This is a genomic window from Microbacterium halophytorum (assembly GCF_002970975.1).
Classification (GTDB): Bacteria; Actinomycetota; Actinomycetes; order Actinomycetales; family Microbacteriaceae; genus Microbacterium; species Microbacterium halophytorum.
Window position 1 is genome coordinate 26,816 of record NZ_PNFA01000007.1, and the last position, 15,680, is coordinate 42,495.

Genomic DNA, 15,680 nt, shown 5'->3' on the forward strand with positions numbered 1-15,680 from the left:
CGTTGCCATGGCACCCTGGAGTCATGACGGCGAAATCTTCGAAACGGGCGGCGACGCTCAGCGACGTGTCGGAGCGGGCCGGGGTCTCGCTGGCGACAGCCTCGAAGGCGCTCAACGGCCGCAGCGACGTCGCGGCCCGCACGAGGGAGCGCGTGCTCCAGGCGGCCGAGGAGGTCGGCTTCACGCCCAACGCCGTGGCGCGAGGCCTGACAGCGGGCCGGACGGGCACCGTCGGGCTGCTCACGAGCGACCTCGACGGCCGCTTCATGATCCCGATCCTGATGGGCGCGGAGGACGCCCTCGGCGCCGGCAAGATCGACGTGTTCCTCTGCGACGCGCGCGGCGACAGCGTGCGGGAGCAACACCACCTGCGCGCGCTGCTCAGCCGCCGGGTCGACGGCATCATCGTCGTCGGCGACACGACGAATCCGCGCACGAGCCTCGGCCACGAGCTTCCCGTGCCCGTCGTCTACGCGTACGCGCCGTCCGACGACGCCCGCGACCTCTCGCTCACCCCCGACAACGTCGCGGGAGGGCGGCAGGCGATCGAGCATCTCCTCGCGTGCGGCCGGACCCGCATCGCGCACATCGGCGGCGACCCGAGCTACGCCGCGACGCGCGATCGCATCGTCGGCGCCGAGCAGGCCCTCGCGGCCGCCGGCCTCGAGCTCGTGGCGCCGCCCATGCTCTCGGAATGGAGCGAGCGCTGGGGCCGCTCGGCCGCCGCCCTCCTGTTCGAGCGCCATCCGGAAGTCGACGCCGTCTTCTGCGGCTCCGACCAGGTCGCGCGGGGCGTGCTCGACACCGCCCGCGACGTCGGGCGCCGGGTGCCGGAGGACGTCGCGGTGATGGGCTACGACAACTGGTCGCTGCTCGCGGAGAACGCCAGGCCCGAGCTCAGCAGCGTCGATGCGGGCCTGCAGACCCTCGGCCGCGCCGCGGCGCAGTTCATCTTCGACGCGCTCGACGACCGCGATGCGGCCCCCGGCGTGCACCGCCTCCCCGTCAGCACCGTCATCCGGGGCTCGACCGTCGCCTTCCGCTGACGCCGCACGCGACGACTCAGCCCGGCGCACAACGCAGTCGATTCGCAGCAACAGGTCGCGGTTCACCGCGACGCGGGTGCTAACCGCCCAGATCGACTGCATTGTGCGCAGCACCGGGGCGTCGACGTCCGGGTCCGCGCTACCGTCACCCCTGCGCCAGCGCCGCCCGCGCGTGCCGCACCACCGAGCCCCGGATGGCCTCCAGCGCCGGCGACGACAGGTTCCACTGCTGCCAGAACAAGGGTTCGGCGAGGTCGGGCGGGCCGATCGCGACGAGCGCGCCGCGGGTCAGCGCATCCTCGGCGTGTGCGGGCGGGAGCATGCCCCAGCCCATGCCGAGACGCACCGCGGCCGCGTAGTCCTCAGACGCCGGCACGTAGTGCCGCGGGGGCGCATCCGGGTCGACACCGTTCGCGCGGAGCCACTCCGACTGGATGTCGTCGGAGCGGTCGAACTCGATCACCGGCGCCGCGGCGAGCGCGTCCGCCGCGACCCCACCCGAGAACCAGCGCGCGACGAACCCCGGCGTCGCGACCGCGACGTACTCCGTCGCCCCGAGGGGCGTCACGTCGCATCCGGCGATCGGTCGCTCCTGCGACGTGATCGCGGCGAGCGCGGCGCCCGACTCCAGCAGGGCAGCCGTATGGCTCTCGTCTTCGCGGAGCAGCTCGAACGTGACATCGTGCTCGTGCGTGACCGCCTCGAGCGCCGGCAGCAGCCACAGCGACAGCGAGTCGGCGTTCACGGCGATGGGCACGTGCATCCGATCGCGCCTCTCGAGCCCGAGCTCGACCGTCGCCTCGTGCGCGATCACCGCGTACTGCCGCGCCAGCCGCACGATCGTCGCACCGGCAGTCGTGGCCCGCACCGGGCGCGACCGGATGATCAGCACCGTCCCGAGCTGCGACTCCAGCGCGCGCAGCCGCTGGCTGACCGCCGATGGTGAGATCCGCAGCCGCCGCGCGGCGGCCTCGAACGAGCGCTCGTCGACGATCGCCGCCACGGTCGCGGCGAGCTCGGGCGCGATCCACATGAAGCACTCCTTCACAGGCTTTCGATGATCCGCATCTGCTTTTGATTCTGGCACGAACGGGCGAAGCATGGTCGGGTGCTCACCTCTCCTCTCGCCGGCCTCGGCCTCTCGCTTTCGCTCATCGCCGCGCCGGGGGCGCAGAACGTGTTCCTCCTGCGCGAGGGCATCCGGCACGCCTCCGGCGGCCGCCGCCACGCGATCGTGCTGGCGCTCGTGTGCCTGGCGAGCGACGTCGTACTCATCTCCGCGGGCGTCGCGGGCTTCGGCGCCGCGGTCGAGGCCGTGCCCTGGCTGTTCGACGCCGCCCGTTGGGCGGGCGTGGTCTTCCTCGCGGGCTACGGCCTGTTCGCCGCGTGGCGCGCGATCCGCGGCACGGGAGAGGCGATCGATGCGACGGGCACCGCGGATGCTCCGGATGCCCGGGGCGGCCGGGCGCCGGGCGACGCCCGCGATGAGGAACTCGCACTCGAGGCCGATGGCTCGCACGCCACGGGCACCGCGGTGCCCGGAACCGCCCCCGCGCACCCGGGAACGGCGGCGACCGCCACGCTCGAGCGCCCCCGCCGGGCGGGCCTGCTCCTCCCCGCCGTGCTGACGTGCCTCGCGATCACCTGGCTGAACCCGCACACCTACCTCGACACCGTGCTGATGCTCGGTTCGATCTCGACCTCGTACGCGGCCGCGCCGTTCGCGATCGGCGCGATCCTCGGCAGCGCCGTGTGGTTCGCGTTCATCACCTTCGCGGCCCGCTTCGCCGCCCGCTGGCTGCGCTCCCCTCGTTCCTGGCGCATCCTCGACGCCGGCGTCGCCGTCATGATGCTCGGCCTCGCGGTCGCGATCGCTCTCTGACGGAACCGCGCGGCACGAGCGCTCCCGCCGCTCGCATCCCGAATGACTGTCGCACCGGGCGCGGTGGGCACTGCGGAGGCGCTGTCGTTGCGCCCGGCGCACGCGGCGAAGGCCGTCGCATCCCGAAGCCCGCCACCGGGATCCGGGCTCCGACGCGCGGATGCCCCGGTCGGATCCGGAGCACATGGCGCCGGCGCTCGGCGCGAGCCGCGCCATCCGGAAACCCCGAACACCGACCGCGTAGCCTGGTCGGGTGGCCTCGCCTGCGATCGACGACTATCTGAAGACGATCTACGCGCACACCGAGTGGCAGGATGACCCGATCACGCCTTCGGTGCTCGCGGCGAGCCTCGGCGTCGCCCCGTCGAGCGTGACCGAGATGGTGAAGAAGCTCGCGAAGCAGGGCCTGGTGGTGCACGAGCCGTACCGGGCCGTGCGGCTGAGCGAGGCGGGCGAGAAGCGCGCGCTCGAGATGACGCGCCGCCACCGACTCATCGAGACCTGGCTCGTGCGCGAGTTCGACTACGCGTGGGACGAGGTGCACGACGAGGCCGAGATCCTCGAGCACGCGATCAGTGACCGGCTGCTCGAGAAGATCGACGACCGCCTGGGCCGACCGCGGTTCGACCCGCACGGCGACGCGATCCCGGATGCCGCGGGGCACGTCGCGCGCGAGCCCTTCGTCCTGCTCGCCGAGGCCACCGAGGGCCACGCGGGCCGCGTTCTGCGGGTGAGCGACCGCGACCCCGAATTGCTCCGGGCGATCGAGGCCGCGGGGCTCGCGGTCGGCGCGACGCACCGCGCCGGCGACCCCGTACCGCCCGGCGCGGAGCACGCGATCTGGCTGTCCGCATAGCCCCACGCTCACGTCGCGGTCGCAGTCGTCGCCCCTCGTGGGCGCGTTGGGGGCCGCACTTGCCACCTCGACGCGCCCGTGAGTGTCGCAGTCGCAACTTCGGCCCCTTCGCGGCGCGATCACGCGGGCCGTCCGTGAGACTTCGGTGCGTCTGCCGGCGACGCCTCCGTCCGTGGAAAGCGCCGCCGGGCGTCGAATGGCATCGAGTCCCACCCGCGCCGCCCAGTCGCATCGCCCATCCGGAGTAGTACCCCGGGATGACACCGCCTGCCGCCAAGATCGGAGCGGGGGCTGATGTGCTCGTCTCCGGCGCTCCGTAGCGTCGAAGACATGATCACAGCAGAGAACCTCACCAAGCGCTTCGGCAGCAAGACCGCCGTCGACGGCGCAACGTTCACCGCCCGCCCCGGCCAGGTCACCGGCTTCCTCGGCCCGAACGGCGCCGGCAAGTCGACGACAATGCGCATGGTGGTCGGGCTCGACACCCCGGACTCGGGCAGCGTCACGGTCGCCGGCCGCCCGTTCGTCCAGTCCCCCGCACCCCTGACCGAGGTCGGGGCGCTCCTCGACGCGAAGGCGCTCCACCCCGGCCGCACGGCCGAGAGCCACCTCAGGATGCTCGCGGCGACGCACGGCATCGATGCGAAGCGCGTGCGCGAGGTCCTCGACATGACGGGCATGGCCGACGTCGCGGGGAAGCGCGTGGGCGGCTTCTCACTCGGCATGCACCAGCGCCTCGGCATCGCCGCGACCATGCTGGGCGACCCGCACACCCTGATCTTCGACGAGCCGGTCAACGGCCTCGACCCCGAGGGCGTGCACTGGGTGCGCCGCTTCGTCCGGTCGCTCGCCGCCGAGGGCCGCACCGTGTTCCTGTCGTCGCATCTGATGAGCGAGATGGCGCAGACGGCCGACCACATCATCGTGCTCGGCAAGGGCCGCGTGCTCGCGGATGCCCCCGTCGGCGACTTCATCGGCGGCGGGGCCGAGCGCACCCGCGTCCGAGTCTCCGACGCGGGCCGCCTCGCCCCGCTGCTGTCCTCCGAGGGCGTCACGGTGACGACCACGGCACCGGATGTCGTCGAGGTCACGGGCGTGCCCGCGGCCCGCATCGCCCACTCGGCGATCGCCGCGGGGCTCGAGCTGCACGAGCTCACGCCGCTCACGGTGTCGCTCGAAGACGCCTACCTCGCTCTCACGGGCGACGCCACCGAGTACCACAGCAACGAAGCCGCGATCGCCGCCTGACGGCCGCCCCGCTACGGAGAGAACAATGACTACCGCAACAACTGCACCCGCCCCCGCCCGCCGCGCGACGCACGACGGCGCGCGCCTCACCTTCGGGCGACTGGTCCGTTCGCAGTGGATCACCCTGTCCACGCTGCGCGGCAACATCGTCGCGCTCGTGCTGGGCGTTCTCGCGACGGCCGGCCTGTCGACCCTGTTCGCCCTGATGATCTCGATCAGCTACGAGGGCTCGGGCGGGCAGACCATGCTCCCCGACTACACGTCGCTCAGCGTCAACACCTACTCGATCGCGATGATCGTCGCGGTTCTGACCGCCGTGTCGTTCTATGCGAAGGAGCGCTCCACGGGCGCCCACCGCACGCTGCTCGCCGCGGCGCCCCGCCGCGTCGGCCAGATCGGTGCGAAGGCCGTCGTCATCGGCGCCGCGTCGTTCGCCGCGGCCCTCATCGCGATGGCGCTGTCGGCGACGGGCGTCGCGATCGTGCTCGGCATCTTCGGCAACCCCCTCGGCATCGAGTCGTTCGCAACGGACGTCGTGCTGCCGGCGATCGGCGCCTCCTTCTACGTCGCGGCGTGCGCCGTCTTCGCCCTGGGCATCGGCGTGCTGCTGCGCAGCGAGACCTGGGCGATCCTGATCGCGCTCGTGTACCTGCTGATGCTGCCGACGGTGCTGATGATGCTGCCGTTCGACTGGGCCCCGACGGTGGCGGACTACCTGCTGTCCACCTCGGGCGAGCAGCTCGTGGTGCCCTTCACCGGCCTGAACGGCGAGCTCTGGACCGACATCGGTCTCACGATCGCCTGGCCCGCCGCGACACTCGGCATCGCCATGGCCGTCGAGCGCTCCCGCGACGCGTAATCCTGCCGCTCGGGGCATCCGCCCCGTACGGGCCACCGGCGGCCCCGCCTTCCCCGGCGGGGCCGCCGGTCTGCGGGCAGAACGCAGTCAGAATCCGCTGCGCGTCCACCGCGAGCAGCAGAACAACGCGGGTGCCACGGCCGAAGCACCCGGATTCGACTGCGCTGTGATCCAGCCGCGCCCGCCACCCCCGAACCCGTAAGGTCAACACCATGGCGAAGCGCACACCGGCAGCGGACGGCCCTGCGGCCGATCTCGCGCTGCCGCGCCCGCCCGGCGCCCTCCAGCGCTGGCTCGAACGCCACCCGAAGACCGTCGACTGGACGCTCGCTGTCCTCTGCCAGGCACCGCTGCTCGTGATCGGGCTCGTGCTCCCGGCCACGGGCACGGCGGGGCCGATCGACGTGGTCTGGGTCCTCGTCGTCTGCGTCGTGGGCTTCGTCGCCCTCATCCTGCGCCGCCGCTTCCCGCTCGCGGGCGCGATCGCGGTCGGCCTGCTGCCGATCGCAGCGGCGTTCCTCCCCACGGACATGGTCACGGGCGGCTGGGCCGACACCTTCGTGCTGCTCTACTCACTCGGCGTGCACACGACCACGCGCCGGATGTGGCTGGGCTTCGGCTTCGTGGCCGTCGCCTCGGTCGCCGCGGCCTTCCTCAGCGCCGCGGTCGACGGCGACGACGCGCTGCCCGCGGCGATAGGCACGCCGATCGTGATCTTCTATCTGGTGCCCACGCTGATCGGCCTCTCGGTCGGCAACCGGAGGCGCTACATCGCCGCGATCATCGCGAGGGCCGAGGACCTCGCCCGCGAGCGCGACCAGCGCGCACGGCTCGCCGTGACGGAGGAGCGGGCCCGCGTCGCGCGCGAGATGCACGACATCGTTTCGCACGGCCTCACCGTCATGATCACGCTCTCCGAGGGCGCGGCAGCGCGCGCAGAATCGGGTGCACCCGGCGCACCCGACGCGATGCGCACCGTCGCATCGGCCGGCCGCGACGCCCTCGCCGACATGCGCCGCCTGTTGGGCCTGCTCCGCGACCCGGACGCCCCCGCCGAGCTGGCTCCCCAGCCATCCGCCGCCGACCTCGACGCGCTCGTCGAGGGGTTCCGCGAGGCCGGGGTGCCCGTGCGATGGACGCACTCCGGCCCTCCGCTCGACGGGGCCGACGATATGCGCGCAGACATTCCGCTCACGGCATACCGGATCATCCAGGAGGGCCTCACCAACGTCCTCCGGCACGCCCCGGGTGCCTCGCGCGTCGAGGTCGAGCTCGACAACGCCCCGGATGCCGTGACGATCACGATCGAGAACGGGCGCGCCGCGGGCGGCCCCGAGAGCCGCGAGGCGGGGCCGACAGCGCCGACCACGCCCCCGCGGAGCGGACCGGCCTCGTCACCGCAGCCGCCGACGGGGGCGCGGGAGCGCATCGTGGGCGCGGGGCGGGGCCTGATCGGCGTGCGCGAGCGCGCCGGCCTCCATGGCGGCTCGGCCGACGCGGGACCGACGCCGACCGGGGGCTGGCGGCTGCACGCCGTGCTCCCGAAGGGAGAACGATGAGCGGTCGGGAGCACGTCCGCTTTCACGCCGATCTGAGCATCTCGCCGACACCCGGCTTCTCCGCACATACTTCAGACCACGCGCGCGCCGAACAGGAGACGATATGACCGAGACCGCACCGCCCATCCGGGTCGCGATCGCCGACGACCAGGAGCTCATCCGAATGGGCCTGCGCATGGTGCTCGAGGTCCAGCCCGACATCGAGGTCGTGGCCGAGGCGACGAACGGCCGTGAGGCGACCGAGCTCGACCCCGGTGCTATCGACGTCGTGCTGATGGACGTCCGCATGCCCGAGCTCGACGGGATCGCGGCGACCGAGCGGATCGTCGCGGCGGGCGGCGCGCCCCGGGTGCTCGTCCTGACGACCTTCGACCTCGACGAGTATGCCTTCGCGGCCATACGCGCGGGGGCCAGCGGATTCCTGCTCAAGGACGCCCGGCCCGACGACCTGCTCGCGGCCATCCGTGCCGTGCACTCCGGCGACGCCGTGCTCGCCCCGAGCGTGACGCGCAAGCTGATGCAGCAGTTCGCCGCGGCGCCGGGCGGGGGCGTGCAGGGCGAAGCCCGCAGTTCGGTTTCTCCCGGCGCGGCGCCCGCCGACCGCGGCGGAACCGCGGCCGCACCGGGCCCTGCGGCGAACGCATCGGGGGCCGGCCACGCCCTCGACGCGCTCACGCCGCGCGAGCGCGAGATCCTCGCCGCCGTAGCGGAGGGCCTGTCGAACGATGAGCTCGCCGAGCGCTTCTTCCTCTCGCCGTCGACCGTGAAGACCCACATCGGCCGCCTGCTGCACAAGCTCGGCGCGCGCGACCGCGTGCACCTCGTGATCCTGGCGTACGAGGCCGGCCTCGCGGGCTGAACCGCGCCGCCGCCGCGCCCGCGGCCGCACGCAGGGCCCGTCGCCCGCCGCGCACCTCCGCCGAAGTGACAACATCCGCGCTTCGGGTCGCCCTCGGAGCGCGTCATCTGCGACCGGGGCGGTGCTCCTGTCGGGCCGCCGCCGCAGGTCATACGCGGGGTCGGACCGGGGGCGAGCCGGCCTGCCTTCGGTCTAGACCGCGGGGCTGCGGTGCGGAGTGTTCCCGCGGAGCGCCGCGCGCGGCTCCGTAGACTCGTAGCCGATGACGAAGCAGCGACGAGGGTCGACGACCGAGCGGCTCAGGCAGATCGCGATGCGGGTCGCACCCGGCGACCTGCTCCCCCCGGAGCGCGCCCTGGCCGAGCAGCTCGGCGTCGCCCGGATGACGGTGCGCAGCGCGATCGACGCGCTCACTCGCGAGGGCCTCCTCCGCACGCGCCCCGGCGTCGGCACCGAACGGCTGCCATCCGCCGTCGGGCTTCGCGTCGGGCTCCGCTCCTTCGCCGAGACGGTGCGCGAGCACGGCATGGCACCGACCTCCCGGATGCTGCACCTCGCCCGCGACACCGACAGGCCGCCGGAGGCGGGTGCGCACCTCGGCGTCGACGACGACGTGCCGGTCACGCACCTCCGCCGCATCCGCCTGGGCGACGGGCGGCCGCTGGCGCTCGAGGAGACGTGGCTCTCGCCCACGCTGCTGCCCGACCTCGACGAGGAGCAGGCGGCGGGCAGCCTTTATCAGCTGTATGCGGGGCTCGGCCTCGCGCCGACGGACGGGCTCGAGCTCGTCACCGCCGCGCTCCCCGACGACGATGAGATCGAGGCGCTGGCGCTGTCGCCCGCGATGCCCGTGCTCCGCCTCACGCGATCGGCGTTCGCGCAGGGGCAGCCGCTCGAGTACGCCACCGTGACGTTCCCCGCCGACCAGTACGAGCTCTCCTTTCGGCTCACGGAGGTCACGGCGGCCTGACCGCGGCCCGAGGTCGCCATCCGACGCCGACCCGCCACGATCGACCACTGGCCGGCGAACCGCTCGCCGGTGGCGTCGACACGGGGACACGGGCCCGGTGCCACCCGAGCGGAAGCCGGCTTCGCGCCGCTCACGGCGCCGACCCGATGTCGCCCGCACGCACACCGCGCGGTGCATCCGCACGCGGCCCCTGCATCGGGAGCACATCTGGCCACGCATCCGGAACTATCTCCTGACCGGGCATAAACCGCACCCTCGATACCGTCGCGCATGTCCGGTCTAGACCAGAGCGACTTTTCCGCGTACACTCCTGCTCGGCCCTCTTCCCCATCGACGGAGATGTTCACTATGAAGTTCTTCCAACGCCTCGGCAGGTCGCTGATGCTGCCGGTCGCGGTCCTCCCGGTCGCCGCGATCCTCTCGGGCATCGGCTACTGGATCGAGAACGCGGTCGGCGAGGCGAACCTCGTCTCGGCGATCTTCAGCACGGCGGGCGGCGCCCTGCTCGACAACCTCGCCCTCCTGTTCGCGATCGGTGTCTCGATCGGCATGGCGCGCAAGACCGACGGCACATCGGCGCTCGCGGGCCTCGTGTCATGGCTCGTCATCACGACGATGCTCAACCCCGACGCCGTCGCCGTGTTCCAGGGCATCGAGGTCGACGACGTCAACCCGGCGTTCGCCAACATCGAGAACGCCTTCACGGGCATCATCGCGGGCCTCATCGGCGCCGCGTGCTACAACCGCTTCAAGGACGTGAAGCTGCCCGACTGGCTGTCGTTCTTCTCGGGCAAGCGCTCGGTCGCGATCGTCACCGCCGCCGCCTCGCTCATCCTGGCCCTCGTTCTCTACTTCGTGTGGCCGTTCGTCTACGGCGGGCTCGTCGGCTTCGGCGAGTGGATCGTCACGCTCGGCGCATTCGGCACCGGCATCTACGGCTTCCTGAACCGCCTTCTCATCCCGTTCGGCCTGCACCACGCGCTGAACTCGGTGTTCTGGTTCGACGTCGCCGGCATCAACGACCTGAACAACTTCCTGGCGGGCGAGGGCACCTACGGCGTCACGGGCCAGTACATGACGGGCTTCTTCCCGATCATGATGCTCGGCCTGCCCGGCGCGGCGCTCGCGATGTACGTGACGGCGAAGACCAAGCGCAAGAAGATCGCGGCGGGCATCCTGCTCTCGGCGGCGGTGTCGTCGTTCTTCGTCGGCGTGACCGAGCCGCTCGAGTTCTCGTTCATGTTCCTCGCTCCGTGGCTCTACGTCGTCCACGCGCTGTTCACCGGCATCTCGATGGCCATCGCGACGATCCTGCCCGTCCGGATGGGCTTCGGGTTCTCGGGCGGCTTCATCGACCTCGTGCTCGGCTGGGTGAACCCGATGGCCGAGAACCCCTGGATGATCTTCGTCCTGGGCGCCATCTGGTTCGTGATCTACTTCCTCGTCTTCCGCTGGCTCATCCTGCGGTTCCGGCTCAAGACGCCCGGTCGCGAAGACGACGAGGACGTCCAGGACGAGGCCGTCGACACCTCCGACGCCGGCTACCTCGCCACGGGCGCCGCGTTCATCGAGGCGCTCGGCGGCAAGGAGAACATCCTCGAGCTCGACAACTGCGCGACCCGGCTGCGCATGGAGATCGGCGACACCACGAAGGTCGACGAGCAGGCGCTCAAGCGCGCCGGCGCGACGGGCACGATGAAGGCCGGCGGCCAATCGGTGCAGGTCGTCTACGGCCTGAACGTGCAGTTCGTCAAGGACGCCATGGAACAGGTCATGGCCGGCGCCGAGGTGCCGACCACCGCCCCGGCGGCCCCCGCCGCTCCGGCCGGTGGCGCGGTCGCCGTGGCCGCCCCGCCGCGCGCCGTCGTGCTGCGCCAGCCGATCGCCGGCACGATCGTGCCGCTGAGCGAGGTTCCGGATGAGGCGTTCGCCCAGGCGACGCTCGGCCCTGGCGTCGCCGTCGAGCCGACGGGCGACACCGTCGTGGCGCCGGGCGCCGGCAGGGTCGAGACGATCTTCCCGACGGGCCACGCCGTGGGGCTCGTGCTCGACGACGGCACCGAGGTGCTCATCCACATCGGCCTCGACACGGTCGAGATGGGCGGCGACGGCTTCGAGGCCCTCGTCTCCGCCGGCGACGTCGTCGACGAGGGCACGCCCCTCGTGCGCGTGGACCTCGCCAAGGTGCGCGCCGCCGGTCACCCGACCGTCACGCCGATCGTGGTGCTGAACGCCCCGGATGCGGTGGTCGGCCTGCGCTGATCCGCTCCGCAGATGCGCGTGTGCCGCGGTGACCTCCGGGTCGCCGCGGCACACGCGCATCTGCACGCCCCGCACGACGGTGTCGCACCCTCGCGGCCGCCCGCCCGCGACACGTGCCCGACCGCCGCCGTGACAACGTCCGCGGCATCGATCCCTCACGCTGCACGACATCTGCGACCGCGGCGGCCGTTCCGCGCGTCCGACGACTCGACGACGCGCCCGGCGACGGCGATCGCCTTGCCCGGGCCGGCTCCGCTCAGCGCCGCGCGGCTTTCGCGAACGGCCAGCGCACGCCCGTGAGCTCCTCGCAGCGGGCCCACACCTTCTCGCGCACCTCGGGGTCGCGGGACGTAGACGACGGCGTCACGACGACGGGGGCGCCGCGCGTCAGGAACCGCGGGCCGATGTAGTCGCCGCCGGTGACATCCGGGTCGACGAGCGCCCGCACGGGAGCCCACGCGCCGTGCTGCTTGCCCTGGGCGACGGGCGACTGGAGCCCGTCGCGGAACCTCTTCCATGCGCTGGGCTGGTTCACGCCCGCGACCTCCGGCGTGCGGCCGCCGATCGAGTATCCGGGGTGCGCGAGGACGCTGTCGACGGGCACGTCGGCGTCGCGCAGCCGCGCATCGGCCTCGAGCGCGAGCGCCTGCACGACGACCTTCGACTGCACGTAGGCGCGCCACGCGCCGTAGTTCTTCTCGAGCTGGATGTCCTTGGGTTCGTGCGCGCCCATCCGGGTCGACATGCTGCCGAGCCACACCATGCGCCCCCGTCGATGATGCGAAGCTCCCTTCGCGAGCGTCGTCAGGAGCTCGCCCGCCAGCACGAAGTGGCCGAGCGCGTTCGTCGCGAGCACCAGCTCACGCCCGTCGCGCGTCGTGCGGCGATGCTTGGGCGTGTGCACGATGCCGGCGTTCAGCAGCACCCCGTCGAGCCGGTTGCGCGAGAACGGGCCGCCCTTGAGCGATGCGGCGGCCGACCGAACCGACCCGGGGTTCGCCACGTCGATGATCAGGGTCTCGACCGACGCGCCCGGTACACGCGCCTCGATCGCGTCGTGCGCGGCGTGCAGGCGGTTGGGGTGGCGGCCGCTCAGCACGACGTGCGCGCCCGCCCTGGCGAGCTGCTCGCTCGCGAAGTAGCCGAGGCCGGCGTTCGCACCCGTCACGAGATACGTGCGGCCCGTCAGATCGGGAAGGCTCGACGGGTCCCACGGCTGTCGCGGGCGGGGGTTCACGGCTCGACCATAGCCCCGCGGGCGACCGGCATCCCGCAGGCTCGGCGCACCCGGCGAAACCGGATGTTCGGGGTGCTCGTACCGCGATGGATTTGTGCCGTCGTCGAGGTGTCACGCGTGGAACGTTGACAACGGCACAAATCCGGATGCCCCGGGCTTCGACAACGCGCACTCCCCCGAAACACCCGCGCCTCCCCCGCGACACCTACTCCCCATAGGCTGGGCGCATGAGGCGACGCGACGAGATCGAGTGCTGGTTGACCGACATGGACGGGGTGCTCGTCCATGAGGAGACCGCGATCCCCGGCGCGGCCGAACTGCTCGAGCAGTGGCGCGCCACCGGAACGCCGTACCTCGTGCTCACGAACAACTCGATCTTCACGCCGCGCGACCTGTCGGCTCGGCTCAGGACATCCGGGATCGAGGTCCCCGAGGAGAACATCTGGACGTCGGCGATGGCGACCGCAGCGTTCCTGCAGCAGCAGAGCCCCGGCGGCACGGCGTTCGTCATCGGCGAGGCCGGCATCCTCACGGCGCTGCACGAGGCCGGGTTCATCCTGACCGAGAACGACCCCGAGTTCGTTGTCGTCGGCGAGACGCGCAACTACTCGTTCGAGGCGCTCACGAAGGCCGTGCGGCTGATCAACGACGGCGCGCGATTCATCTCGACCAATCCCGACGCCACGGGCCCGAGCACGCACGGCGTCCTGCCCGCGACGGGCGCCATCAACGCGCTCATCACGAAGGCCACGGGCAAGGAGCCCTACGTCGTCGGCAAGCCCAACCCGATGATGTTCCGTTCGGCGCTGAACCGCATCGGGGCGCACAGCGAGGTCACGGGCATGATCGGCGACCGGATGGACACCGACATCGTCGCGGGAATCGAGGCCGGCCTGCACACGGTCCTGGTGCTGACGGGCATCTCCGACGAGGAGTCGATCGTGCCCTTCCCGTTCCGCCCGAACGAGATCCTCCCGTCGGTCGCCGAGCTGCTCGACGACGAGTCAGCGGAATAGGAGCAGCGGATGGAGCCGCGCGACTGGATCTTCGCGATCGCGATCCTGAGCATCACGACGTCGCTCGTGCTGTTCATCCGGCACTGGTGGATGGGGCGCGACCGCGACCGGTAACTCTTCATCTCTGGCACATCTCCGGGCGCAGTTCGCACCGGAGATGTGCCAGAGATGAAGGTTTGGGTCAGGTCGGTGGGTGGTGGCGCGATGCGCCGCGAGCATCGGACGGCCGCGACCGCACCCAGCGGAACGCGGCCGCTACAGCACCAGGGCCGCGGCGCCGAGCAGGGGGCCGTCGCCGCCGAGGGCGCTGGGCACGACCGCGGCGCGGCGGGCGTAGTCGAGCGGGGCGCTGGCACGCAGCGCCTCCCCCACGAGCTCGACGTAGTCGGGTGACACGTGTGAGAAGCCGCCGCCGATGACGATCGTCTCGAGGTCGAGGAGAATCGCTGCGTCGGCGAAGGCTCGCCCGACGACGGCTGCCGACCGCTCGATCGCGGTCCTGGCCACGGCGTTCCCCGCCGCGGCCGTGCGGGCGAGGTCCTCCCCCGTCTCACCGACCCAACCCTGCGAGCGCGCCCAGCGCACGATGTTGGGGCCGGATGCGAGGGTCTCGACCGTCGCGGGTTCGGCCGGGCCGCCCGGCAGGTCGCGCAGGTCGACGTGCGTCTGCCCGATGTGGCCGGCGTTGCCGGAGCCGCCGGTGACGGCGCGTCCGTCGAGCACGATGCCGCCGCCGACGCCCGTCGAGACGACGACGCCCATCGATGAGCGCGCGCGCTGCGCCGCGCCCCAGCGGGCCTCGGCGAGGGCGAAGCACGTGCCGTCGAGGCGCAGGCGCACATCGGCCTGGCCGCCCACTGCCACGCGCGCGGCCGAGACGATGTCGAACCCGCGCGCTCGGACCATATTGACCGGATGGATCGTGCCGGCACCGAGATCGACAGGGCCTGCGCTCCCGATGCCCGTGCCGACGAAGTCGGCGCCATCCGGAAGGTGCTCCATCGCGCGACGCACGACGGCCTCGAACGCCTCCGTCAGCGACTCCGGCGTGGAATCGGGGCCGGTCGCGACGCGGTTGCGGCTGGTCGCGAGGGCCGCTCCCCCAGCGTCGACCAGGGCGCCCTCGAGCTTGGTTCCGCCCAGGTCGAGGGCGAGTGCGTATGCGGTCACGGCGCACACCTTGACGTGCCCGCGTCGCAGAACATCGCGGCCGCAGGGCGACCGCCATCGACCGTTTCGTGTGCCACGGCTTACTGGGGCGCGAGGCCGAGGTCGTCGAGGTCGATCGCGGCGCGCCACTCGAGGCCCTCGGCCTCGACGGCGGCCTGCGCACCCGTCTTCCGGTCGACGATCACGGCGACCGCGACGATCTCCGCGCCCTCGCGGCGCAGGGCTTCGACGGCCTTGAGCGCCGACTGGCCCGTCGTCGAGGTGTCCTCGAGCACGACGACGCGCTTACCGGCGACCTCGGCGCCCTCGACCTGGCGGCCGCGGCCGTGATCCTTCGGCTCCTTGCGCACGACGAAGGCGTCGAGAGGACGGTCCCCGCCCGCGGAGGCGTGCATGACGGCGTTCGCGATCGGGTCGGCGCCGAGCGTCAGGCCGCCGACGGCCACGACGCCGTCGATGTCGGCGATCAGGTCGCCCATGATGCGGCCGATCGCCGGAGCCGCGCGGTGGTCGAGGGTGAGCTTGCGCATGTCGACGTAGTACGTCGCCTTCTTGCCGCTCGAAAGGGTGAAGTCGCCGTGGAACACCGCCTCGGCCCTGATCAGCTCGATGAGGTTCTGGCGGTCGGCTTCGAGCGCCGGCGTGGATGCGGTGGCCATGCGCACCAGCTTACGAGAGCCCGCCCCTCCCCTGCCACGCTCAAGGCGGCCATGACC

General features: G+C 72.2%; 14 protein-coding genes. 10 read left to right on the plus strand and 4 right to left on the minus strand.

Annotation, left to right across the window (positions count from 1 at the left end):
* Positions 1-23 precede the first annotated feature (23 nt).
* Positions 24-1,046 (plus strand): LacI family DNA-binding transcriptional regulator, encoded by a 1,023-nt coding sequence (locus C0010_RS08500; RefSeq protein WP_105566651.1) that lies wholly within the window; start codon positions 24-26, stop codon positions 1,044-1,046.
* A 145-nt stretch (positions 1,047-1,191) separates the two neighbouring features.
* Here C0010_RS08500 and C0010_RS08505 read toward each other — a convergent pair whose 3' ends face one another.
* A complete protein-coding gene (locus C0010_RS08505) occupies positions 1,192-2,079 on the minus strand; it encodes a LysR family transcriptional regulator ArgP (RefSeq protein ID WP_105566652.1) in 888 nt (295 codons plus the stop codon).
* Positions 2,080-2,154: 75 nt separating this feature from the next.
* Here C0010_RS08505 and C0010_RS08510 point away from each other — a divergent pair, with 75 nt between their 5' ends.
* The 8 genes from C0010_RS08510 to nagE all read left to right on the plus strand — a co-directional run bounded on the left by C0010_RS08510 (position 2,155) and on the right by nagE (position 11,541).
* Positions 2,155-2,928, plus strand: a complete 774-nt coding sequence (locus tag C0010_RS08510) for a LysE/ArgO family amino acid transporter (RefSeq protein ID WP_105566653.1) — start codon at positions 2,155-2,157, stop codon at positions 2,926-2,928.
* A gap of 253 nt (positions 2,929-3,181) precedes the next feature.
* A complete protein-coding gene (locus tag C0010_RS08515; RefSeq protein ID WP_105566654.1) occupies positions 3,182-3,784 on the plus strand; it encodes a metal-dependent transcriptional regulator in 603 nt (200 codons plus the stop codon).
* Positions 3,785-4,114: 330 nt separating this feature from the next.
* The gene (locus tag C0010_RS08520; protein ID WP_105566655.1) at positions 4,115-5,032 is read left to right on the plus strand and encodes an ABC transporter ATP-binding protein; all 918 of its coding nucleotides are present in this window, start codon (positions 4,115-4,117) and stop codon (positions 5,030-5,032) included.
* Positions 5,033-5,057: 25 nt separating this feature from the next.
* Entirely contained in the window at positions 5,058-5,891 is an 834-nt protein-coding gene (locus tag C0010_RS08525; protein WP_105566656.1) for a hypothetical protein, read from the plus strand.
* Between the two features lie 212 nt (positions 5,892-6,103).
* On the plus strand, positions 6,104-7,450 hold the full coding sequence (locus C0010_RS08530) for a sensor histidine kinase (protein ID WP_105566657.1): 1,347 nt from the start codon (positions 6,104-6,106) through the stop codon (positions 7,448-7,450).
* A 103-nt stretch (positions 7,451-7,553) separates the two neighbouring features.
* Positions 7,554-8,309: a response regulator transcription factor gene (locus C0010_RS08535; protein WP_105566658.1), complete on the plus strand. Its 756-nt coding sequence runs from the start codon at positions 7,554-7,556 to the stop codon at positions 8,307-8,309.
* Positions 8,310-8,571: 262 nt separating this feature from the next.
* The gene (locus C0010_RS08540; protein ID WP_105566659.1) at positions 8,572-9,279 is read left to right on the plus strand and encodes a GntR family transcriptional regulator; all 708 of its coding nucleotides are present in this window, start codon (positions 8,572-8,574) and stop codon (positions 9,277-9,279) included.
* A gap of 348 nt (positions 9,280-9,627) precedes the next feature.
* Complete coding sequence (gene nagE / locus C0010_RS08545) at positions 9,628-11,541, plus strand: N-acetylglucosamine-specific PTS transporter subunit IIBC (RefSeq protein WP_105566660.1); 1,914 nt, start codon at positions 9,628-9,630, stop codon at positions 11,539-11,541.
* Positions 11,542-11,797: 256 nt separating this feature from the next.
* On the opposite strand, the gene C0010_RS08550 is transcribed toward nagE, so the two are convergent.
* Positions 11,798-12,778 (minus strand): SDR family NAD(P)-dependent oxidoreductase, encoded by a 981-nt coding sequence (locus C0010_RS08550; RefSeq protein ID WP_105566661.1) that lies wholly within the window; start codon positions 12,776-12,778, stop codon positions 11,798-11,800.
* Between the two features lie 227 nt (positions 12,779-13,005).
* Between C0010_RS08550 and C0010_RS08555 the strand changes: the two genes are divergently transcribed.
* The gene (locus C0010_RS08555; RefSeq protein WP_105566662.1) at positions 13,006-13,794 is read left to right on the plus strand and encodes an HAD-IIA family hydrolase; all 789 of its coding nucleotides are present in this window, start codon (positions 13,006-13,008) and stop codon (positions 13,792-13,794) included.
* Positions 13,795-14,049: 255 nt separating this feature from the next.
* Here the strand turns inward: C0010_RS08555 and C0010_RS08560 are convergent, their stop codons facing one another.
* Complete coding sequence (locus C0010_RS08560) at positions 14,050-14,964, minus strand: ROK family protein (protein ID WP_105566663.1); 915 nt, start codon at positions 14,962-14,964, stop codon at positions 14,050-14,052.
* Between the two features lie 80 nt (positions 14,965-15,044).
* Positions 15,045-15,623 carry an orotate phosphoribosyltransferase gene (gene pyrE / locus C0010_RS08565; RefSeq protein ID WP_105566664.1) on the minus strand — a complete coding sequence of 193 codons (579 nt, stop codon included), beginning with the start codon at positions 15,621-15,623 and terminating at the stop codon, positions 15,045-15,047.
* Positions 15,624-15,680 lie beyond the last annotated feature (57 nt).

Coding starts and splice junctions, on each gene's coding strand:
- C0010_RS08500 (WP_105566651.1), top strand. CDS start 24: ATGACGGCGAAATCTTCGAAACGGGCGGCGACGCTCAGCGACGTGTCG.
- C0010_RS08505 (WP_105566652.1), bottom strand. CDS start 2,079: ATGTGGATCGCGCCCGAGCTCGCCGCGACCGTGGCGGCGATCGTCGAC.
- C0010_RS08520 (WP_105566655.1), top strand. CDS start 4,115: ATGATCACAGCAGAGAACCTCACCAAGCGCTTCGGCAGCAAGACCGCC.
- C0010_RS08525 (WP_105566656.1), top strand. CDS start 5,058: ATGACTACCGCAACAACTGCACCCGCCCCCGCCCGCCGCGCGACGCAC.
- C0010_RS08530 (WP_105566657.1), top strand. CDS start 6,104: ATGGCGAAGCGCACACCGGCAGCGGACGGCCCTGCGGCCGATCTCGCG.
- C0010_RS08535 (WP_105566658.1), top strand. CDS start 7,554: ATGACCGAGACCGCACCGCCCATCCGGGTCGCGATCGCCGACGACCAG.
- C0010_RS08540 (WP_105566659.1), top strand. CDS start 8,572: ATGACGAAGCAGCGACGAGGGTCGACGACCGAGCGGCTCAGGCAGATC.
- nagE (WP_105566660.1), top strand. CDS start 9,628: ATGAAGTTCTTCCAACGCCTCGGCAGGTCGCTGATGCTGCCGGTCGCG.
- C0010_RS08555 (WP_105566662.1), top strand. CDS start 13,006: ATGAGGCGACGCGACGAGATCGAGTGCTGGTTGACCGACATGGACGGG.
- pyrE (WP_105566664.1), bottom strand. CDS start 15,623: ATGGCCACCGCATCCACGCCGGCGCTCGAAGCCGACCGCCAGAACCTC.